This is a genomic window from Muricaecibacterium torontonense (assembly GCF_004793925.1).
Classification (GTDB): Bacteria; Actinomycetota; Coriobacteriia; order Coriobacteriales; family Atopobiaceae; genus Leptogranulimonas; species Leptogranulimonas caecicola.
In genome coordinates, this window is sequence record NZ_SRYE01000002.1 from 147,376 (window position 1) to 169,605 (window position 22,230).

General features: G+C 59.7%; 22 protein-coding genes. 20 read left to right on the plus strand and 2 right to left on the minus strand.

Annotated features, from left to right (window positions below; all coding sequences use genetic code 11):
- The first annotated feature begins 3 nt into the window (after positions 1–3).
- The 10 genes from E5334_RS03600 to E5334_RS03645 all read left to right on the plus strand — a co-directional run bounded on the left by E5334_RS03600 (position 4) and on the right by E5334_RS03645 (position 9,651).
- On the plus strand, positions 4–684 hold the full coding sequence (locus E5334_RS03600; protein WP_167604284.1) for a response regulator transcription factor: 681 nt from the start codon (positions 4–6) through the stop codon (positions 682–684).
- Positions 681–1,811: a sensor histidine kinase family protein gene (locus E5334_RS03605; RefSeq protein ID WP_136012245.1), complete on the plus strand. Its 1,131-nt coding sequence runs from the start codon at positions 681–683 to the stop codon at positions 1,809–1,811. Before E5334_RS03600 ends, E5334_RS03605 begins: the two co-directional genes overlap by 4 nt.
- Positions 1,812–1,876: 65 nt before the next feature.
- Positions 1,877–2,941: a redox-regulated ATPase YchF gene (gene ychF / locus E5334_RS03610; RefSeq protein WP_136012246.1), complete on the plus strand. Its 1,065-nt coding sequence runs from the start codon at positions 1,877–1,879 to the stop codon at positions 2,939–2,941.
- Between the two features lie 86 nt (positions 2,942–3,027).
- On the plus strand, positions 3,028–3,507 hold the full coding sequence (locus E5334_RS03615) for a GNAT family N-acetyltransferase (protein WP_136012247.1): 480 nt from the start codon (positions 3,028–3,030) through the stop codon (positions 3,505–3,507).
- A gap of 566 nt (positions 3,508–4,073) precedes the next feature.
- On the plus strand, positions 4,074–6,200 hold the full coding sequence (gene pflB, locus E5334_RS03620) for a formate C-acetyltransferase (protein ID WP_136012506.1): 2,127 nt from the start codon (positions 4,074–4,076) through the stop codon (positions 6,198–6,200).
- Between the two features lie 143 nt (positions 6,201–6,343).
- Positions 6,344–6,595, plus strand: coding sequence for an autonomous glycyl radical cofactor GrcA3 (gene grcA3 / locus E5334_RS03625; RefSeq protein ID WP_136012248.1), 252 nt, complete (start codon positions 6,344–6,346; stop codon positions 6,593–6,595).
- A 251-nt stretch (positions 6,596–6,846) separates the two neighbouring features.
- Positions 6,847–7,551, plus strand: a complete 705-nt coding sequence (locus E5334_RS03630; RefSeq protein WP_136012249.1) for a hypothetical protein — start codon at positions 6,847–6,849, stop codon at positions 7,549–7,551.
- Between the two features lie 45 nt (positions 7,552–7,596).
- Positions 7,597–8,388 (plus strand): pyruvate formate-lyase-activating protein, encoded by a 792-nt coding sequence (gene pflA, locus E5334_RS03635; protein ID WP_275438913.1) that lies wholly within the window; start codon positions 7,597–7,599, stop codon positions 8,386–8,388.
- A gap of 187 nt (positions 8,389–8,575) precedes the next feature.
- Positions 8,576–9,175 carry a sugar O-acetyltransferase gene (locus E5334_RS03640; protein WP_136012250.1) on the plus strand — a complete coding sequence of 200 codons (600 nt, stop codon included), beginning with the start codon at positions 8,576–8,578 and terminating at the stop codon, positions 9,173–9,175.
- A gap of 5 nt (positions 9,176–9,180) precedes the next feature.
- The gene (locus E5334_RS03645; RefSeq protein ID WP_136012251.1) at positions 9,181–9,651 is read left to right on the plus strand and encodes a YbaK/EbsC family protein; all 471 of its coding nucleotides are present in this window, start codon (positions 9,181–9,183) and stop codon (positions 9,649–9,651) included.
- 143 nt (positions 9,652–9,794) lie between these two features.
- Here E5334_RS03645 and E5334_RS03650 read toward each other — a convergent pair whose 3' ends face one another.
- On the minus strand, positions 9,795–10,655 hold the full coding sequence (locus E5334_RS03650) for an aldo/keto reductase (RefSeq protein WP_136012252.1): 861 nt from the start codon (positions 10,653–10,655) through the stop codon (positions 9,795–9,797).
- A 214-nt stretch (positions 10,656–10,869) separates the two neighbouring features.
- Here E5334_RS03650 and E5334_RS03655 point away from each other — a divergent pair, with 214 nt between their 5' ends.
- Positions 10,870–11,496, plus strand: a complete 627-nt coding sequence (locus E5334_RS03655; RefSeq protein WP_136012253.1) for a DedA family protein — start codon at positions 10,870–10,872, stop codon at positions 11,494–11,496.
- Between the two features lie 167 nt (positions 11,497–11,663).
- Here the strand turns inward: E5334_RS03655 and E5334_RS03660 are convergent, their stop codons facing one another.
- Positions 11,664–12,038 (minus strand): hypothetical protein, encoded by a 375-nt coding sequence (locus E5334_RS03660; protein WP_136012254.1) that lies wholly within the window; start codon positions 12,036–12,038, stop codon positions 11,664–11,666.
- A 554-nt stretch (positions 12,039–12,592) separates the two neighbouring features.
- On the opposite strand from E5334_RS03660, the gene E5334_RS03665 reads away from it, so the two are divergent.
- From E5334_RS03665 to E5334_RS03705, 9 genes are all read left to right on the plus strand, one after another.
- A complete protein-coding gene (locus E5334_RS03665; RefSeq protein WP_136012255.1) occupies positions 12,593–13,678 on the plus strand; it encodes a type II secretion system F family protein in 1,086 nt (361 codons plus the stop codon).
- A gap of 89 nt (positions 13,679–13,767) precedes the next feature.
- Positions 13,768–14,091, plus strand: a complete 324-nt coding sequence (locus E5334_RS03670; RefSeq protein ID WP_136012256.1) for a hypothetical protein — start codon at positions 13,768–13,770, stop codon at positions 14,089–14,091.
- Between the two features lie 95 nt (positions 14,092–14,186).
- On the plus strand, positions 14,187–14,639 hold the full coding sequence (locus tag E5334_RS03675; RefSeq protein WP_167604285.1) for a DUF4860 domain-containing protein: 453 nt from the start codon (positions 14,187–14,189) through the stop codon (positions 14,637–14,639).
- Positions 14,636–15,133 (plus strand): type IV pilus modification PilV family protein, encoded by a 498-nt coding sequence (locus tag E5334_RS03680; RefSeq protein ID WP_136012258.1) that lies wholly within the window; start codon positions 14,636–14,638, stop codon positions 15,131–15,133. The genes E5334_RS03675 and E5334_RS03680 overlap by 4 nt, the downstream gene beginning before the upstream one ends.
- 3 nt (positions 15,134–15,136) lie before the next feature.
- On the plus strand, positions 15,137–15,601 hold the full coding sequence (locus E5334_RS03685; RefSeq protein WP_136012259.1) for a hypothetical protein: 465 nt from the start codon (positions 15,137–15,139) through the stop codon (positions 15,599–15,601).
- Between the two features lie 71 nt (positions 15,602–15,672).
- Positions 15,673–16,746 (plus strand): type IV pilus twitching motility protein PilT, encoded by a 1,074-nt coding sequence (locus E5334_RS03690; protein ID WP_136012260.1) that lies wholly within the window; start codon positions 15,673–15,675, stop codon positions 16,744–16,746.
- A 102-nt stretch (positions 16,747–16,848) separates the two neighbouring features.
- Positions 16,849–17,853, plus strand: coding sequence for a sensor domain-containing diguanylate cyclase (locus E5334_RS03695; protein ID WP_136012261.1), 1,005 nt, complete (start codon positions 16,849–16,851; stop codon positions 17,851–17,853).
- A 442-nt stretch (positions 17,854–18,295) separates the two neighbouring features.
- Positions 18,296–21,256, plus strand: a complete 2,961-nt coding sequence (locus tag E5334_RS03700; protein WP_136012262.1) for a response regulator — start codon at positions 18,296–18,298, stop codon at positions 21,254–21,256.
- The gene (locus tag E5334_RS03705) at positions 21,253–22,212 is read left to right on the plus strand and encodes a transglutaminase domain-containing protein (protein WP_136012263.1); all 960 of its coding nucleotides are present in this window, start codon (positions 21,253–21,255) and stop codon (positions 22,210–22,212) included. The genes E5334_RS03700 and E5334_RS03705 overlap by 4 nt, the downstream gene beginning before the upstream one ends.
- Positions 22,213–22,230 lie beyond the last annotated feature (18 nt).

The following is a 22,230-nucleotide window of genomic DNA, read 5'->3' on the forward strand; positions in this document are numbered from 1 at the left end:
TTCATGGCCCGCATTCTCTATGTAGAAGATTCATCTGCTACCAGGTCCATAGTGGTACGGTATCTGGAGGATGCAGGCCATGAGGTGCATTCCTTTGAGAGCTGTGCCGACTTTATCGATGCAGCGCGCACGGGATCTTTTGATGCTGCGGTAGTGGATCTCTCACTTCCAGATGCCCAGGGTCAAGAGGTGCTCCAGCAACTCAGGGCGATCTCTTCAGCTCCGACTCTGGTTCTCACAGGGGATGCCACAGAGCCAAGCTTCTATGCTGGCCTTTCTTTGGGGGCTGACGCCTATCTGGTCAAACCTGCCAGCCCCCGAGTAGTGGTGGCTCAGGTGCATGCACTGCTCCGCAAGCCTGAGTCTTGCGCTCAGCCGCTGTCTTTTGGCTCTCTTAGGTGGAGCCCAGCTGACGCCTCCTGGGTTGCCGGTGCTACCAGTCTTTCTCTCACGCCCCAAGAATCCCAGCTCCTCCAGCATCTCGTGAAGCTTCAGGGGGCCCTTGTGAGCCGAGAAGAGCTGCTCTGCGAGCTGTGGGGCTATCCTTCTGGCTCTTCCTCTCGAGCGGTGGACGAGGCTCTGCGTAGGCTCAGAATCAAGCTGGACCACGCTGGTAGCTCGGTTGGCATCGAAACCCTGTGGGGAAGGGGCGTGCGCTTGGTGGTGAGAGAGGGGTCTTCATGAACAGTCAATCTGGATTGAGGCGCCTTTCCGGCGTCCAATGGATTACTTGCGCCCTTCTACTCATTGCGGCCTTTGCAGGTCCGCTGATAGTAGTGGACGCCCAGGCAAAAGAGACACTTTCGTGGTGCTTGGACCAGCGAGCAGACCCAAGCTCTTGGGACATGCAAGTCGTGAGGTATCCCCTGAAAGAATATAACCCTGAATATCCCCCTGAGAGCCAAGCGCTCCACAGCGTGCTCTCTCAGGTAAGCGATGAGGAGGGACTCGGCAGCCTGCCTGAACAGCGCACCGTCCAGCTTCTCGATGGATGGCCTCACGTGCGGGCCTATTACTACCTTCAAGAGGGACCTCTAGAGCCGCTTTATGGCCCTGGCCTTTGGGTGGTCATGGTGGATGTGTCCCAAGCCATCCACGCCATCAACGCTGCCTGGGTGATCGTGGCTGCGAGTGCGTTTTTGGGTCTCTTGGCTCAGCAATTTCTATTGAGGACCGCCTCAAAAGCCATTGCCCAAAACTATGAGCAAATAAGAAGCCGTTACGTCTTGGGCTCCCATGAGGTAAAGGGGCCCCTGATGGCTATTCGGGGATTCGTGGAGGCCTGTGAAGATGGCCTTATGAATCCTCAAGAGTCGGCGGGCTTAGTTGCAGAGGAGGTCGCTAAGATCCAGCAGACCTTGGATGACCTGGCCAAGCTCGCCTGGGTGGAGGAAGATAAAGAGCCGGTTCAGATGACCCGGATCGACTTGGCTCCCTACCTTTTGGATGAGGCTCAACGGGGCCGGTGGTCTTCAGAAGCCCCGCGCACCAGCGGGTTCCTGGCAATCTGGGCCGATGCGTTCCTAGTTGACCAGGCACTCTCCACTCTGAGCCACTGGATGGACCGGTGCGACTTGGCACCACAGCACATCGAGGCCGCTGGGCTTGAGCTACGGCCTTCTCGGCAAAGCCGTGTGGCGCAACTGGATCAGAGGGTTGCTCTCACACTAAGCTTTGCTGAGCCTCTTTCCAAGAAAGCCGCTGAAGACGTGGCGCTCACGTTGCTTTTGGCAATACAGGATCTGCAAGCCGGAGATCTGGTGGTGGATGCTGACAGGGGTATGGTGCAGCTTCGATGGCGAACAGTCTAGGGCACCTGTCTTTCGCGAAGGGGGTACAGTAGAGCCAGCATGAAACTTAAGAAAGGACCTTCGCTGTGGCTCTCTCCATCGGCATCGTAGGTTTGCCCAACGTGGGCAAGTCCACGCTCTTTACCGCCCTCACCAAGCGCGCCGGCTTGGCCGCCAACTATCCCTTCGCCACTATCGAGCCCAATGTGGGCATCGTGGACGTGCCAGATGCTCGGCTGGGCGAGCTGGCTGCCATCGTCTCCCCTGAGCGCATCGTGCCGGCCACGGTGGAGTTCGTAGACATCGCCGGCCTGGTCAAGGGCGCCAATGCCGGCGAAGGCCTGGGCAACCAGTTCTTGGCCAACATCCGCGAGACTGACGCCATCTGCGAGGTGGTGCGCTACTTCTCCGACCCTGATGTCGTCCATGTGGATGGCCGTGTCGACCCTGCGGCCGACGCCGACACCATCATGACCGAGCTCATCTTGGCAGACATCGCCACCCTGGAAAAGCAGCTGCCCAAGCTGGAGAAGGAGGCCCGGCGCGACAAGGAGCTGGCTCCCAAGCTGGCCGTGGCTCAGCGCCTTCAGGCCTGGCTCAACGACGGCAAGCGTGCCGCCGCCATGGGCATGACGCCCGAGGAGCGCGCCGCCGCCAAGGAGCTCTTCTTGCTCACCATGAAGCCGGTGATCTATGTGGCCAACGTCGACGAGGACAAGGTGGGCGAGACCCCGGCTCCCATCGACGGCGAGACCCCCATCCCCATCTGCGCCGAGGTAGAGGCCGAGATCGCCGAGCTGGGCGACGAGGAAGCCAAGGACTTCTTGGAGAGCCTGGGTCTTGAGAAGAGCGGCCTCGAGGTGCTGGCCCAAACCGCCTACCGCACTCTTGGCCTTCAGAGCTACTTCACCGCAGGTCCCATGGAGGTCAAAGCCTGGACCATTCCCATCGGCGCCAAGGCTCCCCAGGCCGCCGGCGTCATCCACTCCGACTTCGAGCGTGGCTTCATCAAGGCCGAGGTGGCCAGCTACGACGACTACGTGGAGCTGGGCGGCGAAGCCGGCTGCCGTGCCCAGGGCAAGCTGCGCATGGAGGGCAAGGATTACGTGGTCCAAGACGGCGACGTCATGCATTTCCGCTTCAACGTCTAACAGCCGGCGCGCGGACGGTGCGCCCCGCGCCCCGCAATCCTCCCTTAGCATCAAAAAACGAACAACATCCCAGGGGGCGCCCTCCTATGGACCTCATCATCCGCCGAGCCCAACCCATCGACATTCCCGCGCTGCTCGATCTGCTCGTGCAGGTGAACGCGGTCCATGCCGACGGGCGCCCCGACCTCTTTGCCCGCACCACCAAGTACAGCGCCCAAGAGCTGGAAGCCCTTCTTGCCGATAAAAACCGCCCTGTGTGGGTTGCCGCTGTGGAGGAGGACCCCGAACGTCTGGTGGGCTCTTGCTACACAGTGATCCAGGACCATCGCCCCGACCGCCTCATGCAGGATTTCAAGACGCTCTACATCGACGACTTGTGCGTGGACGAGGATGCCCGCGGGATGCATGTGGGCACTGCATTGTATGAGTTTGTGCGCGATTGGGCCCATGATGAGGGTTTTTACAACCTCACGTTGAACGTGTGGGAGTGCAATCCCGGTGCGCGCGCGTTTTACGAGGCAATGGGCCTGGTGCCCCAGAAGACCTGCCTCGAGCAGATCCTATAGTCGCGGCACGTAGGCATGGGCACGCAGGAACGTTATGTGCTGGAATGCGGCGCACGAGAATGATGCTGCGGGCACCCTCTGAGAAGGTACTACGATAGCTACTTATCCGTATATGGACCGGAAATACATCAGGGCAAATAGCTGCTATCAATTGTAGCTAAAGTAGAATATTTTCTGAGGGCTCTAAGAGGGTTATTCCTTCCTCACCTTTTCCGCGCCCTCTCGCCACCTTTGTGTGCCTCCCTTATCGGGGCAGCGCTTTTATCGGCTTGTCTTATACATAAATACAGCAATCACAACAAGCCTCATTTAATATACCAATCAAGCCGCTAGTCCCTCATTTCTCGCTTAAATTAGCCATGCCAAAGATACGTTTAGGTGTATTCAGCGTAATTTGGCAAACCCGCTCGATTTCTCTGGTAAGTTCAGGCAGACACCTACTGTGGAATCAGTCTGCATGGGGTACGGGCGCGTCGGGGGACTCGCATTCGCACCCGCGAGCGCGCTCACTCGCGCCACCCCAGGCAGGCTATCGCATGAAAGAGAGTCATCTCATGGAAGAGACCCTGCAAGAGGCGTGGGCCGGCTTCGAGGCTGGCCCCTGGGAGCACGAGGTCGACGTTCGCGACTTCATCCAGCGCAACTACACCCCTTACGAGGGCGATGAGAGCTTCCTCGAGGACGCCACTCCAGACACGGAGCACCTCTGGAAGCAGGTCATGGACCTGTTCGCCGCAGAGCAGGCCATGGGCGGCGTCATCGCCATGGACACCGATATCATCTCCACCATCACCAGCCATGGCCCTGGCTACATCGATCAGGCTCACGAGAAGATCGTCGGCCTTCAGACCGATAAGCCCTTGAAACGCGCCCTGCAGCCCAACGGCGGCATCCGCATGGCCGTGTCTGCCTGCCAGTCCCATGGCTACGAGGTGGACGAGCAGATCGTCGACATCTACACCAACCTGCGCAAGACCCACAACGCCGGCGTGTTTGACGTCTACACTCCCGAGATGCGCGCCTGCCGCCACTCCCACATCATCACCGGCCTGCCCGATGCCTACGGCCGCGGCCGCATCATCGGCGACTACCGCCGCGTGGCCCTCTATGGTCTGGATTTCCTCATCGAGGACAAGAAGCGCCAAAAAGAGGGCACCGAGTCCACCATGACTGAGCCCGTCATCCGTCACCGCGAGGAGCTCTCCGAGCAGATTCGCGCCCTCCAAGAGCTCAAGCAGCTGGGCGAGATCTACGGCTTTGACCTGGGTCGCCCCGCGCAGACCCTCCAAGAGGCCATCCAGTGGCTCTACTTTGGCTACCTGGGCTCTGTGAAGGAGCAAAACGGCGCCGCCATGTCGCTGGGCCGCACCTCTACCTTCCTGGACATCTACGCAGAGCGCGACCTGGCGCGCGGCACCATCTGTGAGCGCGATGCTCAGGAGCTGGTGGACCACTTCATCATGAAGCTGCGCATGGTCAAGTTCGCCCGCACCCCCGATTACAACGCCCTGTTCTCCGGCGATCCCCAGTGGGTCACCGAGTCCATCGGCGGCATGGGCATCGACGGCCGTCCTCTGGTCACCAAGATGAGCTTCCGTTACCTGCACACCCTGGAGACCCTGGGCACCTCTCCCGAGCCCAATCTCACCGTGCTCTGGTCCACTCGCCTGCCCGAGGCCTTCAAGCGCTACTGCGCCAAGATCTCCATCGTCTCCAGCTCCATCCAGTATGAGAACGACGACCTCATGCGCGTCTACCACGGCGACGACTATGCCATCGCCTGCTGCGTGTCCTCCATGCGCATCGGCAAGGAGATGCAGTTCTTCGGCGCCCGCGCCAACCTGGCCAAGTGCCTGCTCTACGCCATCAACGGCGGTGTGGACGAGGTGCTGGGCACCCAGATCGGCCCCAAGTACCGCGCTGTGGTGGGCGACGTGCTCGACTACGACGACGTCATGGACAAGTTCCACGACATGATGGACTGGCTGGCCGGCGTCTACGTCAACGCCCTGAACATCATCCACTACATGCACGACAAGTACTGCTACGAGCGCCTGCAGATGGCCCTCCACGACGAGCATGTGCACCGCTGGTTCGCCACCGGCATCGCCGGCCTCTCCGTCGTGGCCGACTCCCTGTCTGCCATCAAGTACGCCACCGTGCGCCCCATCCGCAACGAGGCCGGCATCGTGGTGGACTTCGAGATCGAGGGCGACTTCCCCCGCTACGGCAATGACGACGATCGCGTAGACTCCATCGCCGCCCAGGTCATCGAGGACTTCATGCACGACATCCGCGGTTACGAGACCTACCGCAAGTCCGTGCCCACCACCTCGGTGCTCACCATTACCTCCAACGTGGTTTACGGCAAAGCCACCGGCTCCACCCCCGACGGCCGCAAGGCCGGCGAGGCCTTCGCCCCGGGCGCCAACCCCATGCACCATCGCGACAGCCACGGCGCCGTGGCCAGCCTGGCCTCCGTCGCCAAGATGCCCTTCAAGGACGCCCAGGACGGCATCTCCAACACCTTCTCCATCGTGCCTGGCGCGCTGGGCAAGGACGGCGACGTCATGTTTGGCGATTTGGATCTCGACGCCCTGGGTGTGGAGGTCACCTTCGCCAACGAGGTCTGCGCTGCCTGCGAAGCCGACCTCTCCGCTCGCGAGGGCGCCGAGGACGTCGTCGCCCAGTAAGCTCTCTCAAGTGGCAGTGGCAGGGTTTCTCGGTTGCCGAGAAACCCTGAACCCCGCCACCTGTGCGGATTTTAAGGCTCAGAGCCCTTGCCGCTTGTCATATTCCGGACCCTATCTGCACCTTCAAGAAAGGAGATCTCGCTATGAAGACTTCCGAAGTTGCTCCCGATCAGGTGGATAACCTGGTATCCATGCTCGACGGCTATGCCGAGGAGGGCGGCCACCACCTGAACGTCAACGTGTTCAACCGCGACACCCTGCTGGACGCCCAGGCCCATCCCGAGAAGTACCCTCAGCTCACCGTGCGCGTGTCTGGCTACGCCGTGAACTTCAACAAGCTCACCCGCGAGCAGCAGGACGAGGTTATCTCCCGAACCTTCCACGAGAGTCTCTAGCCCGCTGTCCGCATTGTGCGGAGACGTCGGAGCTGCGTCTGTGGTGGGGCCTCGGGCAACAGGCCTGACCCTCTTGGGGCGCGGCATTCCCCAATTCTTACACTTAGGCCCAGAGGCAGTATAGGTTTGCTGCTTCTGGGCCTGTTTGGTTGCTTTTTCTTGGATGCCTTGGGTACGTTTCCTATAACGTCGGCACGCATGGAGGCCGACGTGCGCCCAGGCACAGTTGGCAAAAGAAAAGGTGGCTCGCCATGGCTCCTCTCGCACAGCAGGTAACTCTCAAAGGCGACGTGAACAGCGCCCCCTACATCATGGATCCCTCTCCTTTAGCATCCCTTGAAGAGGGTGAACAGTTCTATTTTGACGCAAAGGCCGTCACGTCGAAGCAGCGGGCCGACTTCAAGGACTCTGGTGCCCCCTTCACCGAGCGCCAGCCCTTCTATGGAATCTTTTATCAAGGCGTCTTTGTGGGCATTGCCACGGGTCTTGCGCATCCGGTGCGGGCGCTTTTGGACCAGGGCCATCCAGTGAGGGTCGCAGCTGTCCGCACTTCTGGCAAAGCCCAGGGCTATCAAGGGGTTGAGCTGGAGCTTCCTGAGACCGATCCCTTCCAGCGCTGGTATCGTTTCGCCGAGTTGGGAGAGGTCGTTCCTTTGGACGACCCTATTGTGGTGGTGAACCTCAATCTCGAAGGCGCCCATCGCTTGGCCAATGGGCCGGCCAAGGTGTCTGTGGGCCAAATCGCCGACGATCGCCTGCCTGTCACGGTGTCTGGCAAGGATGCCAAGGGCGAGCCTGTGGAGGCCGTCTATCATCTCTATCCTCGCCAGCACCATTCCTGGCATACGTTGGCCCCACTGGCCGGCCAAACCCACGAGGCCGTTGTCATGCAGCACGACAGCTTCACCCATCGCGGCACTCGTTATGCCAAGGTGTTCATCGACACTGCCCGCTAAACCGCGGGCCGGTTCTTGCGACCGAGAACTAAGAAAGGCGGCGCCGTGGCGCTTTGCGACACCTCTGACCCGGAGCTTCGCTCGACCAGCGGCCAGGTGCACTCTCTAGAGACCATGGGTACCGTGGATGGCCCGGGCACCCGACTGGTGGTGTTCACCCAAGGTTGCCCTATGCGCTGCGCCTACTGCCATAATCCCGACAGTTGGAAACCCGGCGCAGGTACTTCTAAAACCGTTGGCGAGATCCTCGATCTCTTCGAGCGCAACCGACCCTTCTACCGCAAAGGAGGCATCACCGTCTCCGGCGGCGAGCCGTTGTTGCAGCCCCAGTTTGTGGGGGCGCTCTTCTCGGCAGCCCATAGAGCCGAGAAGGGCCGCATCCACACGGCCCTAGATACCTCAGGCAGTGCCTATGATCCTGGTCATCCCGAGCGTTTTGACCAGGTACTGCGTGAGAGCGACCTGGTGTTACTTGATATCAAACATGCACAGGATAAGGGCCATAGGGAGCTTACAGGCATGGGGGCCGAGAGACCCCGGGCTCTGGCCGATGAGCTTTCGCGCCGGAGGATCCCCATGGTCATCAGGCATGTGGTGGTGCCCGGCATCACCGACGATCCAGAGGAGCTTCGCGCCCTGGGCCGCCTCATCGCCCGTTGGGACAACGTGGTGGGCCTGGATCTGCTGCCCTATCACACTATGGGAGCGCCTAAATACGAGGCACTGGACCTGGATTATCCCCTTGAAGGCACTCCGGCGATGGATAAAAATCGCATCCCCCAGTTGCGCCAGATAGTCTTGCAGGCTCGAGCAGACGCCAGGGCGCAAAAGGCTTGAGTCGAGGACTTCCAGCACGTTCTCCAAGCGTGCAAGCTCTGTCTTTAGGTTGAAGGCTGCCGAGAAGAGCTTCACCAAACGTTCACGGCGCCTGAAGGGAGTACCTCTAACAGTCTCACGAGCCTGTTAACGGCTCTTCTCTGAGGTGGCGTTTCTCGGCAGCGAAACGTTAAGGTGTCCTTCTAAGATGCACCTTGCGACCTTAAGGAGGGGCCATGGCAGTCAAGACCCCACCTGTTGGTATGATGCCAACTTTGATGAAGAGCTGGTAGAAGTTCGCCGTCAGGCCGAGCACACCTGCTGGCTCATCAATCAGCTGGATCCCCAAGATGCCGAGAAACACCAGCAACTGCTAGGTGAGCTTTTTGGGTCTTTGGGAGTCGGGGTGGAGGTGCTGGCACCGGTCATGGTCGATTACGGCACCAACGTTTCTTTGGGCGACGGCTGTTTTGTAAATCACAACGCCTATTTTATGGATGGCGCACCCATAGTTCTCGGGGCTCACGTATTCGTGGGTCCCGATTGCGGTTTTTATACTGCCAATCATCCCTTGCTGGCCTCTGAGCGCAATCAGGGTTGGGAGCAGGCGCGTCCCATCACCATTCAAGACAACGTGTGGATTGGCGCCAAGGTGAGCATTTTGCCAGGGGTGACCATTGGCGAAGGCGCCGTGGTAGGTGCTGGCTCGGTGGTGACCAAGGATGTTCCTCCTCACACGCTGGCGGCAGGAAACCCCTGCAGGCCGCTTCGCCCCATCACTGCTCAAGACACTATTGGTAAGGAGTAGCAACTATGTCGCTCAGTCGTGCCCGCGAGGCCTTGGAGGCCCAGGATCTGGCCTCGCACATCATGGAATTCGACACCTCTAGCGCCACCGTTGAGCTGGCTGCTGCCGCAGTGGGATGTGAGCCTGCTCATATCGCCAAAACCCTTTCCTTTGCGGTGGGGGAAAGGGTGGCGCTGGTGGTCTGCGCCGGTGATGCGCGCATCGACAACCCTAAGTTCAAGGGCTACTTCCACACCAAGGCCAAGATGCTCGATGCGGTCAGCGCCGAGGAGCGCATCGGCCATGGGGTAGGCGGCGTGTGCCCCTTTGGAGTCAAGGAGGGCTGCGATGTGTACTTGGATGAGAGCCTCAAACGTTTTGATGTGGTCTATCCTGCCGCAGGTACCGCAAGCAGCGCGGTGAAACTCACCCTTCCCGAGCTAGAGCGCGCTTGTCCTGAGGCTATCTGGGTTGACGTCTGCAAACTGCCTGCCTAGCTCGATAACCTACGCCAGCTACAATTACCTGCATCATCTGGTTGCAAAAGCTGGTTGCAAAAAAGAACCCCTCCGCCGTGAGCTGCATCCTACGTATTGGAAACAGTTCACTGGTGAAGGGGTCTCTTTATTGGCGGAAGTTTTTATCGGCCGCTAAAGACGGGGAACGCTGAGTCTTTGCCGTAGTCCACATTGGCAGCGCCGGCCAGATAGTCCATATCCTCGCCGGAGATCATAAAGTCTACCTGGGCGTTGTCCTTCATGTGCTCGGGGTTTGCGGTCTTGGGCAGCGCCACCGCGCCGCACTGGATGACGTAGCGGATGCACAGCTGAGGGATGCTCACGCCGTAGCGCTGGGCCATGGACTGGAGCTGCTCGTCTTTGAGCAGCGCGCCGTGGGCCACAGGGGAATAGGCCTCCACCAGGATATTGTGGGCCTGGCAGTAGGTGATGAGGTCGCGGGGCGTATGGCCCACGTGGAAGAGGATCTGGTTGACCGCCGGCGCCTCGGAGCTGTTGTCGATAATGTTTTTAAGATCGGACTCCAAGAAGTTGGAAACGCCGATCTCGCGCACTTTGCCGGTCTCCTTGGCCTCTTCCAGTGCACGCCACACCTCAAGATTGCCGTGGTAGTAGTGGTTGGAGCCATTGTGGAAGTGGCCCCAGGGCTCGGGGGAGTGGATGATCATTTGATCCAGATAATCCAGCCCCATCTTCTCCAGCGTCTCATCGATGGACTTCTTGGCAGAATCGTAGTCTTTGAGCTCGGCCGCGATCTTGGAGCCCACAAAGAGCTGCTCGCGAGGAACCGATGCCGTGCGCACGCCTTCGCCTACGCCTGCCTCGTTGCCATAGGCCTGGGCGGTGTCGATAAGCCGATAACCGCAATCCACCGCATCCCGCACTGCTTGGGCGGCTTTGTCATCATCGATAAGCCAGGTACCAAGGCCCAGCTTGGGAATAGCGGTGCCGTCGGCCAGCTTATAGGTTTCTTCGAGAATCATAGGTAGGTACTCCTTTATATCTAGCTCAAAGATTTGGAGAAATCCCGTGCCAAGCTCCCAGTATTGTGTCAGCTAAAGGGAGGGACTCGTCAGGATGCCTTCAGATCTTTAGCATGGTCTGTCGCAAAGCCAATAGGTTATGTACCCTCATCGATCGATGGAGCACTGGGACTGCAGGTTCCATACATCAGTCGATTTATTAAAGAAGGAGCTCATGGAAGCTTTTATCAACCAGTTTGGCTACCTGGCAATTGGCGCCCTGGTCTTTTTGGAAAACCTTTTTCCGCCCATTCCCTCAGAGATCATCCTGCCCCTCTCGGGCGCGCTCACCATTGGAAGCCAGCTCACCCTTCCCGGCGTCATTGTGGCCTCTACCGTGGGTTCTGTGGCAGGCGCCTTCGCCCTTTACGGCATTGGCCGCGCCATTTCTCGCGCTCGCTTGGTCTCCTTCTTCAAGACGCGCCCCATGCGTCTTTTGGGCTTTAAGGCCAACGACGTGGAGCGCGTTATCGATTGGTTTGACGCCAAGGGCCAAAAGACCGTCTTTCTCTGCCGCTTTGTCCCCGGCCTTCGCAGTCTGATCTCTGTGCCTGCGGGCACTGCCCGCATGGGCCTGGCTCGCTTTACGGCCTATACCACGGTGGGTTCTCTGCTGTGGAACGCAGTACTGTGCACCCTGGGTGTAGCCGCAGGCGATGCCTGGCACCTGGTGTCTGAGCAGGTAGCCTGGGCCTCTGACGTGGTGAAGCTGGTAATCATCGTGGCTCTGGTAGGCGGCAGCCTTTGGTGGATCTTCCGCCGCGCCATCCCTGCCTGGCGCCTGGAGAATGCTGAGGCCTAAGTTTTCGAAGGCGTGCCTCTGTCGTCTTATCCTATAGCTCTTGTAATAGTGCGTAGTAGAACTGGGTTTCTACTACGCACTTTTGTGTAAAAAGCGATTAACGCGTAATAGAAAACCCTTTGTAGTAGGCACTTTGCACACAGTGTCTAAAAGAAGCTGCGCAGAGCCTAGTGCCTAGGTGTGTGGTTGGAGTCAGAGGTATCGCTAGGGCTGACGACATCCTTCTGAGCGGCGCCACCGTGATTGATGGTGTGCGCCAAAGGATGCTTCTGCAAAAAGAGCATGGCCACAAAGCCCAAGATGCACAGGGGCACGAAGTAGCCAAAGGGCGGCACCAGCGCCTCGCTGTAGCCGGTGGCGATGATGGACTGCACCGATGCCGGGAGCTTCTCCATGTAGGTGGGGGTAAGCGACGCCAGCGAGATGTTGTCTGCTTTGGGCAAGAGGGGAGCGACGTCGGCCACCAAGCGGGAGGTGAACAGCGATCCCACCAGCGAGGTGCCCAGCGTGGCGCCTAACGAGGTCTCTATCCATGAAGGCACTTCCCATTATTTGAGGTTGGCTTGCATGAGTCATCTCTAGAATGGCGGCGGTCACCCAGAGGCGGCGCTCGCTCAGAGCGCAACTCGTCACTGAGGTCGTGGACAGTAGGCGATCTGCGGAAGGGAGCAGTTGAAGGGAGGTGGCACTAGGTTCGCTTGCCCTCTAAAAAGATACTTCAATAGCTACATCGAAATATGGCTATTGAATGTACTAGATAGTAAATACTAAATTATATACAGCTAGAATGCTGCGGTGGCTTCGTATAAAGATGGGTGTTCCAGCGGCGTATAAACGTAGCTATCGCAGTAATTAATTAGAGGGGCCGCAAGACATCTTTATGTAGCGGCCCTTTCTCTTCTAGGATCCCTCTTGCTCGCCTGTGGCTCACTTCCATGACCGGTCCAAGGTTGCGCCGTTTCGCTCTGGCTCCCTCTCTTGCCTATCAGAATCCATTCAGCGTATATTTCTAAAGATGATAACGATGCTTTTGGATACGCTCTTGGATGCGCTTTTAGCGCAGTCTTTATCGCGCCAGTCTTGATAGGAGGGGATCGTGGCCAACGCAGCCAATGCAGCCATCGGCACGCCAGCCGCTGCTCATGTCATAGATGACGGGACCTTAAGCGCCTTCTTTGAGACCATGGCCGTCCTTATGGACGCCGGCATTCAAATTGACGAGGCTCTTTCCATGCTGGCGGAAGATGCCGCAGGCACCTTCAAAGCCACCTATGGTTCCATGTATGAGCAGGTAGCGGCAGGCCATACGCTGGCAAAAGCCATGGAGGCGTCAGGGGCGTTTCCCACCTATGCCACCACGTTGGTGACCCAGGGCACCACCATGGGCCGGCTTCATGAAACTTTGATGTCGTTAGCCCGCTATTACGGTGACCAGGAGCGCATTCTCACGCGCATCAAAACCAGCCTAGGTTATCCTGCAGCGCTTTTGTGCGGCATGTCGTTGGTACTGGCTTTCACGGTCATAGGCGTGCTGCCGGTGTTCATCAACGTCTACGAGAATCTTTCCGGCAGTCTCACCGAAGGGTCGTTCTCCCAGGTCACCCTAGCTCTCACGGTGGGCTGGGTGGTGCTTGTCGTCACGGTGATCGCTGCGGTGGCGGCCCTTTGGGTCGCCTCCCTTGCCCGCAATTCCAAGGGACATGACAAGCTCATGCACCTTTTGGAGCGCATCCCGCCCACCCAGGAGGCTGCCTATGGCCTGGCGCTGTCGCGCATGGTGGCGGGGCTCTCCACCAATATCTCCTCAGGTACCAACGTGGACGAGGCGGTGGCGGCCGCCGCAGCCGGGACGTCTCATCCCGTGCTGCATTTGAGGACCACGCAGGCCCACAAGCTCATGGTTGCTTCCGACGATCCTCAGGGCCTGGTGCCTGCACTGGTGGCAGCCCAGGTCATCGACCCGGTCTATGGGCGTCTGCTGGGTATCACTGTACGCTCAGGCGGCATCGACGAGTCGCTGGAAGCCCTTTCAGAAGACCTGGCCCGCGAGTCTATGGACAGCCTTCTGGCGACTATCGACGGCGTGGAGCCGCTTTTGTCGGCATTTTTAACCGTGGCCGTAGGCGCCACGCTGCTGGCCATCATGCTGCCGTTGGTGGGCATCATGGCCTCGTTAGCCTGATGGCGCAGCCCGCGCGATCGACCAGACCGCTTGGTCGACCCCTGCCCGTGCATGAATCCTGCTGCGGTTAAGAGAGGAGTGAGAATCTAATGGCCCGCCCTGTAGCTCAGGCTGCCTTCGCCCATCGCCGCCATCCCGGAGTCTACCTGCTGGTGATTCTGGTGGCGGCAGCGTGTGTGGCGCTGGCGGTGGTGCGTGCCCAGGTGCATGCCGCCGAGCAGGGAACGGCGGCGCTTCGCACCTCGATCCTCAATGCCTCGGCCCAGTGCGCGGCGGTGGAGGGGGCCTATCCCTCCAGCTTGGACCATCTGGTGGAAGCCTACGGCATCCGTTTCGACCCCGAGGTCTACGACGTGCGCTATGAGGTCTTTGCCGACAACGTGGCCCCCACAGTGCAGGTGATGCGCCGATGACGCCGCCCACGCTGCCTCACGAAAACCTCCTGCGGGCCAAAGGGACGCTGGCGATAGCCCAGGGCCATAGACCCGCTGCCCAAAAGGTGCACCCTATGAGCACCATCTTGGTCATCCTTCTGCTGCTGGTAAGCGTTGCTGCGCTGGGTGTGGGCGCCCAAGTCTACAGCTCCATCCACCAGGCATCCTTGACCGACGACTCCAGTCGCCTGGCCTCGGCTTTGCTTTCCAACACCGTGCGCTCCCAGGATCGCGCTCTCGCAGTGGAGAGCACCCCGGGTCCTGAGGGCCCTGTGCTCAAGCTGGTCTCTCATCTAGATTCCGGCGACTATGAGACGCGCCTCTATCTCTATCAGGGTCAGGTGGTGCGCGAGTTCGCCTTGGCTGCAAGCCCGCTCACTCCCCAGAGCGCGGTACCGATAATGCCTTCCAAGAGCTTCTCCTTTGCCCTGGAGGGAGACCTGCTTACCCTTGCTACCGATAAGGGCGCCACTTCGGTGGCTCTAAGAAGCCCGCAGTCCCCGCAATCTTTGGGGGTGGGGGCATGAAGCAGCTCAAAGCTCCCGGCTTTATGGCCCCTAAAGCCCCTCGTTGGGCTTCGCGAGCTCTCATCATCGAGGCGTTGGTGCTGATGGCGGTGCTCTCTTGCTGCATCGCCATCGTTGCCCAAGGCCTGTCTGTGGCGGCAGCCACTGCGCTGGACGCCCAGCAACTCACTCAAGCCTCGGCCTATGCCTCAGAGATGGCCGAGCGTTTTTGTGCAAATCCCGAGCAAGTGCCCGTGGAAGAGATCTCCGGCGATCTGCAGGTGGTGGTAGCCCGCACCAGCGAGCCTACCTCCACAGGAACCCTTTGGCGTGCCACCATCCTGGTCTATCCGGTAGGTCCCCAAGGACAAAAGGTCGAAGCATCGGAGGCTTTGGGAGCAGCCCAGGCTGGAGCGGCTGCAGGCGGCTCTGAGGCCCAAGAGGTCTCTCGGGTGATCCAAGAGCCTCTCTGCTCGCTTGCCACCGCACGCTTCGTGCCCAGGGAGGTGAGCTGATCTATGGCTCCACGTACGTCTGAGCCGGGTATTCGCCCGGGTCCCATGAGCCTGTTGGTGCTCACCCTGGTGGTGTGTTTATCGGTACTTTGCTGCTTGGCATTGGCTACCGCTGCCGCCTCCAACCACAGGGCAGAGGTGCAAACTTCTATCATGGTGGACTCCTACGCCAACGAGCTGGAGGCTCAAGAGCTTTTGAGCCATGCATCTGAGCTCTGTGCCAGCTCGGGTGCGCAAGGCCTTGCGGCTTTGGCTCAACAGGCCTCGCAGCTTTGGCCGGATTGCACTGCCAGCTATGAGGAAGGCAGGTTTCAGGCCTATTTTGCGCAGCCTTCAGGGCGCTCGCTGACCGTCCAGTTAAGCGTGAGTCCAGAAGGTCAGCTAAAAATCGAGAGCTGGTGCGCCGGCATGGAGTGGGAGGAGCCTTCCGGCCAATGGTGGCCTGGGCCTTCCTCGGCCACGCCCTAAAGGGGCGGCGGCGACTTTAGCTGCAACTTTTGTTCTGTTGTGCCCTTTGTTTAGACCTCAAGGAGGATCTAGTGGATATCTCAGCATTGCTTGCTTCTATGATCGAGAAGAACGCCTCGGACGTGTTCTTTGTGGCGGGCTTGCCTATCACCTGGGCCTCCGCAGGGCAGCAGCACAGGCTTGACGGCGGCCCCCTCATGCCCCAGGACACCCAGGAGGTCGTCGAGGCAATCTACGGGTTGGCGGGCCGCTCTATGGCGCCGTTTTTGGAGTCTCGCAACCACGACGACGACTTCTCCTTTGCCGTGGGCGGCGTGGGGCGCTTCAGGGTGAACGTCTTTAGGCAGCGCGGCAGTTTAGGGGCAGTGATCCGCGTGATCCCCTTCGCCCTGCCGCGTCCCGAGGAGTTGGGCATCCCAGACCAGGTCATGGACTGCGCTTCTTTCAACAAGGGGTTGGTGCTGGTTACAGGCCCCGCTGGCGCAGGCAAGTCAACCACTTTGGCCTGCCTTATCGACCGCTTGAACCATAGCCGCTCGGGCCACATCGTGACCATGGAGGACCCCATCGAGTTCGTGCACAGGCACAACACCTGCATCGTGACCCAGCGCGAGATCCCCACCGATGTGGCTACCTATGGCGAGGCCCTTCGCAGCGCCATGCGCGAGAACCCCGACGTCATCCTGCTGGGCGAGATGCGCGATCGCGAGACGGTGTCTACCGCGGTCACCGCAGCAGAGACCGCTCAGCTGCTTTTCTCCACTCTACACACTACCGGAGGCGCCTCCACCATCGACCGCATCGTTGACTTCTTCGATCCGGCCCAACAGCACCAGATCCGCCTGCAGCTGGCCATGGTGCTTCAGGCGGTGGTCTCCCAGCAACTGGTGCCCACAGTCGACGGGGGAGTGGCGGCAGCTTTCGAAGTCATGGTGGCCAACACCGCCATCCGCAACCTCATTCGCGAGCAAAAGACCCACCAGATCGACTCGGTCATTGCTGCGAGCGCCCAGGAAGGCATGATCTCCATGGACGCCAGCCTCTTCGAGCTGGTGAAGTCGGGCCAGGTAAGCTCTGAGACTGCCCTGCGCTATGCCAACCACACCGAGTCGCTGGCGCGCCGCCTCAAGGCAGCCGGGGTCTAAAACGCACAGGTGCGCGCCGGGCCAAAAAGCCTACAATTGTAAGCATATTTTATAGGGATCCAGGGACGCTCTGGGCATACTTGCGATAGTCAGGGATTAGCTATGACCATCTTTCATGCTCCTGCCATAGGCTCCAATGGGGACATCGCCTGCCCTGTGGTTGGGGCTGAAGTCTCCCAAGAGTTTCTTGATCGTATTCCTGGCGGCATCTTTCGCTACTGCGCAGACGACGAGGGGCGCCTGGATTTTGTCAATCGCGGGCTGCTGGAGATGTTTGGGTGTCAGACCTACGAGGAGTTCATGGCGTTCACCCATGGTAGCTTTTGGGGCATGGTGCATCCCGGCGATCAGGAGCGGGTGCGCGCGGCCTGCGACCCCGCGGTGGTGCAAAAGGATCGGGTGCGCTACCGCATCGTGCGCAAGGATGGCCGGGTGCGCTGGGTGGACGACCATGGGCAGCATGTGGTGGATTCGGGGGGAAACTCCTGGTTCTATGTGACCCTGCTGGATGTGACCGAGATGGTCGAGCTGCAAGATCAGCTCAACCAGGCTGCCGAGCAGCTGGAAGCCATCGCCATGTTGGATACCTTCCAGCAGCGTGCCGAGGAAGACGAGCTCACCCGGGTCCTCAATCGCTCGGGGGTCAAGCGCCATATCAACGAGCTGTTGGCTGAGGCCAATGGCCGTCCCTGCACCTTCTTCATCATGGACATCGACGACTTCAAGTACATCAATGACACCTTTGGACACCCCGAGGGCGATGAGGTGCTGCGGTCGTTGGCTCGGCACCTGCGTAACACCGTGCGCCGCGACGACGTGGTGGGCCGCATGGGCGGAGATGAGTTTGTGGTCTTCTGCATGGGCCTTGGCGAAGGCCCCGCCAGGGAGTCTCTGGCTTCTCGCCTGCGCCAATGGAGCCAAGACATGCAGGAGCGCGAGTGCCCCTATGAAGCGCCTACCCTGTCCATGGGCGTCGCGAGCTCGCCGGACTCTTCTTTGGCCCTCCATGAGCTTTACTCCCAAGCCGACGCCGCGCTCTACAGGGCCAAGGATTCCGGCAAGAACCAGGTATGCTTCTCAGCCGAGAAGGACGAGCTAACAAATTAATAGGTATAGATGTGATTTCGCGGCAAGGCAGCGCTGATGCTGCCTTGGCTACTGATATGTGAAAATCTGAAATATAAGTAGTCGAACCTCGGGGAATGCACCTTATTTTTGTTAATAAAGCAATCAGTAAAGTAATGGTATCTGGTTGCCCTACGGCATAGCTACGTTGGAGTTCGTGAGGTAATAATAAAAAATAGATATTGAAATATATAGTTGAGGTTGGCAGACAGGGGAATTCTGTGCGCCGTTATCGAGAACGGCCATCGATATGTTATACGTGAACTGGTATTATAAGGGGACAATTTCCATCGCTCGGAATTCTCGATAGATTGATTGGCTTAGGGATGGCTTTAGGGATGTCTTGCCAGGTTTGGCAGGCATCCTAAATCTGAGGGTAGTCCTTCTTGGCACATGCCTTTATGCCCTGGGCCGGGGAGGACCTATGGCACAAGAGAAGAAGTCTCTGCGTTTTTGGTCGCGCTCGCAAAAGAGCTCTCCCATCACCCGCACCTTGATCATGGGCATCGTCTTTATGGTCGTGGTGTTTGGCGTCGGCATGGCCTATCTGGGGTTTATCGAGGACAGCCTTTGGAAGAACACCGTCGACGATGTGCTGGAGATCACCGACCAAAGCGCCCATGCTTTCGAGGTGTACTTGGAAAAAGACCTCAAGAAGCTCGACATTTTGGTGTCTGTGCTGGAACCCATAAGCTCCGAGGACACCTCGGCCATCATCAACCACTGCGCCTACTTCAACAAGGCGCAGAACGTCTACGGAGTCATCAACCTCAATACCGGATACCTCTATACCGGCACTGAGACCGAGGGTATCAAGCTCCCTGAGGCCACCATCGAAGCCTATCGCAACTTCCCTGACCGCGGGGTGAGGGAGCCCTATAAGGGCGACTATACGGGCCTCGACATGATCGGCTACTACCAGCGCATCGACTTTGCCGACGGGGTGCCGGCCATGGTCTATGAGAGCGCGCCGGTCTCGCGCATCTCTCAAGAGTTCACCATGTCGTTCTACGACGATTCGGGCTTTTCCTACATCGTGAACAGCAATGGGGACGTGTTGGTGCGCCCTGATGGCCGCTACTCGAACGATGTGCAGTCCAACATCATCGAAGCGGTGCAGAAAGGCGACAACAGCAACGAGTCCATAGCGTCTTTGGCCGCGAGCCTCACAGAGGGCAAGTCCGGCGTGGTGCGCATGGAGCTGGACGACCGCCCCTGCGTCATGGCGTTTGTGCCCATAGCCAACGCCGACGGCTGGTCCATGGTCTCCGTCATCCCCGACGCCGTCATCATGGAGCAAGGCAACAACATCATCGGGACCTCGTCGCTGGTGCTGCTCTTGGTGGTCGCTGTTATCGGCAGCATGGCGTTTTTGGGCTATGCGGCGTCTAGGTTCAACCGCTCCATTAAGGCGCAGAGCGCAGAAACCCAAGCCCGGGAGGAGCTTTTCTCGGCATTGGCAAGCACCACCGACGAGATCTTCCTCATGCTGAGCACGGATCCTCTGAGGGTCGATTACGTGAGCCCCAATGTGGACAAGCTTCTGGCCATCAGCCCCGAGGAAGTGCGCGAGGACTGCAGCGTGCTCGACCTTGAGGGAGACGTCGAGCCGCTGGATTCCCAGCTGCTCAGGCAGGGGCACACGGTCGTGCGCGAGGGAGAGCGCTCCAACCGCGCCACCGGCGAGCGCCGGTGGTTCACCGACAGCGTCTACGACATCGAGATCAATGGCGAGCGGCGCTGCATGGCGGTGTTGTCCGACCGCACCCGCGAACGGCATAACGAGGAAGTGCTGAGGGACGCGCTCTCGGTGGCAGAGGTGGCCAACGACTCCAAGAGCACCTTCCTGTCCAATGTGAGCCACGACATCCGCACCCCCATGAACGCCATCGTGGGCTTGACCACCCTGTTGCAGAGAGACGCCGACAACCCTGAGCTGGTGCGCGAGCACACCCGCAAGATCTCGGCCTCGTCCCAGCACATGCTGGGCCTGCTCAACGACGTGCTGGACATGTCCAAGATCGAGAGCGGCAAGACGACCCTCAACCTGTCTGAGTTCGACCTCTCCGAGCTTGCCGAAGAGGTGGTCACCATTGTGCGCCCCCAGGCCAAGGCCAAAGACCAGCATTTCACAGTCAACGTCGTAGGAGTGCGCGACGACTTGGTGGTGGGAGACAAGCTGCGCATCAATCAGATATTAATCAATATTCTCACCAATGCGGTGAAGTACACCCCTCAGGGCGGGACCATCGCCTTCGAGCTCCGCCAAAAACCCAGCCTCAATCAGAACTTCGTGCATCTGCAGTTCAGCGTTGCCGATAATGGCATGGGCATGTCGCCCGAGTTTTTGGAGACCCTGTTCGACCCCTTCACCCGTGAGGAGAACTCCGTCACCAACCGCATCCAGGGCACAGGGCTGGGCTTGGCCATCACCAAGAACCTGGTAGAGCTTATGGGCGGCGCCATCTCTGTGGAGAGCGAGCTTGGCAAAGGCAGCACCTTTGTGGTGAATCTTGAGCTCAAGGCTGCCGAGCAGCGAGACAATGCGGAGTTCTTCAAATCGCTCGGCATTGGAAGCGCCCTAATCGTCGACGATGACAGGAGCATCTGCGCCGAGGTGATGGCCACCATGGCAAACACCGGGGTGGAGATGCAGTTCGCCTTAGACGGCGCCACCGCGGTGACCATGGCCGCCGACGCCCAACGGGCAGGCGAAGGCTTTGGGCTGGTCATCCTGGACTGGAAGATGCCAGGCATGGATGGCGCGCAGACGGCTCGGGCCATTCGCGCGGTGGTGCCAGAGAACGTGCCCATCATGGTGCTTACCGCCTTTGACCGCGCGGACGCCGAGGAGGCCTGCGAAGGCATGGGAGTGGATGGCTTCCTTCAGAAGCCCTTCTTCCTTTCGAGTCTCACACTGCTGTTAGAAGAGCTCTATCTCAAGAAGGACCGCGAGCCGGCGCAGCCGGTGGCCTTGGAAGGCCGTCATTTCCTTGCGGCCGAGGACAACGAGCTCTCCGCCTCCATCTTGGAAGAATTGCTTTCTATGGAAGGGGCCACTGTGGAGCTGGCTTCCAACGGCCAGGAGGCGGTGGAGAAATTCGAAGCCTCCCAGCCGGGCACCTTCGACGCCATTCTCATGGACGTGCAAATGCCGCTTATGGACGGCTATGAGGCCACGCGGGCCATCCGGGCCAGCAGTCATCCTGAGGCTGCAAAGATCCCCATCATCGCCATGACCGCCAACGCCTTCGTGGACGACGTGGCTGACGCCTTGGAAGCAGGTATGGACATGCATATGGCCAAGCCCGTGGACATCTCGACATTGGGAAGCGTGCTGTCTGAGGCCGAGGCGAAGCGCGCTGCGGTACAGGAGGACGTATGAGGTGCTCCTGGAGTCGCACCCTGGGGGTCGTGTGCTTGTCGGCAGCCTTGGCTTTGACGGGCTGTGGAGGCGGCGGAGCTTCCTCTGACCTCGCTCAGGCCTCAGGGGGCCAAGAGGGCCAACAGGGCCAAGAGACCTCCGGGCCTCCGTGGCAGGCGCCTTCCGAGGTGCGTGCCTATAGCTATAGCGCCCAGGACGCCCAGGCCGCCAATGGGGCCACGGTCGACGTCTCCCATGCCAACCAGGGAGTGGTGTTTGCCACCGCGCCGGGTGACGTGCGCTATAAGTTTCAGGTGCTCTGCGGCGACGGCTCCTACAACTACGACATTCCCGCCGACGGCAGCCCTGTGGCCTGCCCCATCAACCTGGGGAATGGCAGCTACACCTTCAAAGTGATGCGCAACGTGCAAGGAAACTCCTATGTGGAGGTGCTTGCCGTGCCCCTTGAGGTGACCCTGGAAAGCGACGCGGACCCCTACCTCATCCCTACGGTCTTTTGCGACTACGAGCCTTCCAGCGAGGTGGTGGCCCGCGCCAAGGAGATCGCCGGCAAGAGCGAGAACCAGGGGGACGTGGTGCGCGACGTCTATACCTGGGTGTGCGACAACGTGACCTACGACGAGGGCAAAGCCACCCAGCTGGCTGCCGGCACCGGCTATGTGCCCAATCCTGACGAGACGTTGGCTTCTGGCAAAGGCATCTGCCTGGATTACTCGGCGCTGGCGGGAGCCATGCTGCGAAGCCTGGGCATCCCCTGCCAGGTGGTCACGGGCTACGTGGATCCCGGCGATCTCTACCATGCCTGGAACATGGTGCGCATCGACGGGACCTGGCACGGCGTCCTTGTGACCCTCGACCCCGATACCTGGGGGCGCATGGACACCACTTTTGGCGCGGCCGGCGCCGGCAAGACGGTGGGCGACGGCACGGGGTATCGAGACCGATACATCTACTGAACGGCTGGCGGCGGATAG

Excerpts from the sequence above, each read along its gene's own strand:
- E5334_RS03600 (WP_167604284.1), top strand. The coding sequence starts at position 4 with ATGGCCCGCATTCTCTATGTAGAAGATTCATCTGCTACCAGGTCCATA.
- E5334_RS03605 (WP_136012245.1), top strand. The coding sequence starts at position 681 with ATGAACAGTCAATCTGGATTGAGGCGCCTTTCCGGCGTCCAATGGATT.
- E5334_RS03615 (WP_136012247.1), top strand. The coding sequence starts at position 3,028 with ATGGACCTCATCATCCGCCGAGCCCAACCCATCGACATTCCCGCGCTG.
- grcA3 (WP_136012248.1), top strand. The coding sequence starts at position 6,344 with ATGAAGACTTCCGAAGTTGCTCCCGATCAGGTGGATAACCTGGTATCC.
- E5334_RS03630 (WP_136012249.1), top strand. The coding sequence starts at position 6,847 with ATGGCTCCTCTCGCACAGCAGGTAACTCTCAAAGGCGACGTGAACAGC.
- E5334_RS03640 (WP_136012250.1), top strand. The coding sequence starts at position 8,576 with ATGCACCTTGCGACCTTAAGGAGGGGCCATGGCAGTCAAGACCCCACC.
- E5334_RS03645 (WP_136012251.1), top strand. The coding sequence starts at position 9,181 with ATGTCGCTCAGTCGTGCCCGCGAGGCCTTGGAGGCCCAGGATCTGGCC.
- E5334_RS03650 (WP_136012252.1), bottom strand. The coding sequence starts at position 10,655 with ATGATTCTCGAAGAAACCTATAAGCTGGCCGACGGCACCGCTATTCCC.
- E5334_RS03655 (WP_136012253.1), top strand. The coding sequence starts at position 10,870 with ATGGAAGCTTTTATCAACCAGTTTGGCTACCTGGCAATTGGCGCCCTG.
- E5334_RS03670 (WP_136012256.1), top strand. The coding sequence starts at position 13,768 with ATGGCCCGCCCTGTAGCTCAGGCTGCCTTCGCCCATCGCCGCCATCCC.
- E5334_RS03675 (WP_167604285.1), top strand. The coding sequence starts at position 14,187 with ATGAGCACCATCTTGGTCATCCTTCTGCTGCTGGTAAGCGTTGCTGCG.
- E5334_RS03680 (WP_136012258.1), top strand. The coding sequence starts at position 14,636 with ATGAAGCAGCTCAAAGCTCCCGGCTTTATGGCCCCTAAAGCCCCTCGT.
- E5334_RS03685 (WP_136012259.1), top strand. The coding sequence starts at position 15,137 with ATGGCTCCACGTACGTCTGAGCCGGGTATTCGCCCGGGTCCCATGAGC.
- E5334_RS03695 (WP_136012261.1), top strand. The coding sequence starts at position 16,849 with ATGACCATCTTTCATGCTCCTGCCATAGGCTCCAATGGGGACATCGCC.
- E5334_RS03700 (WP_136012262.1), top strand. The coding sequence starts at position 18,296 with ATGGCACAAGAGAAGAAGTCTCTGCGTTTTTGGTCGCGCTCGCAAAAG.
- E5334_RS03705 (WP_136012263.1), top strand. The coding sequence starts at position 21,253 with ATGAGGTGCTCCTGGAGTCGCACCCTGGGGGTCGTGTGCTTGTCGGCA.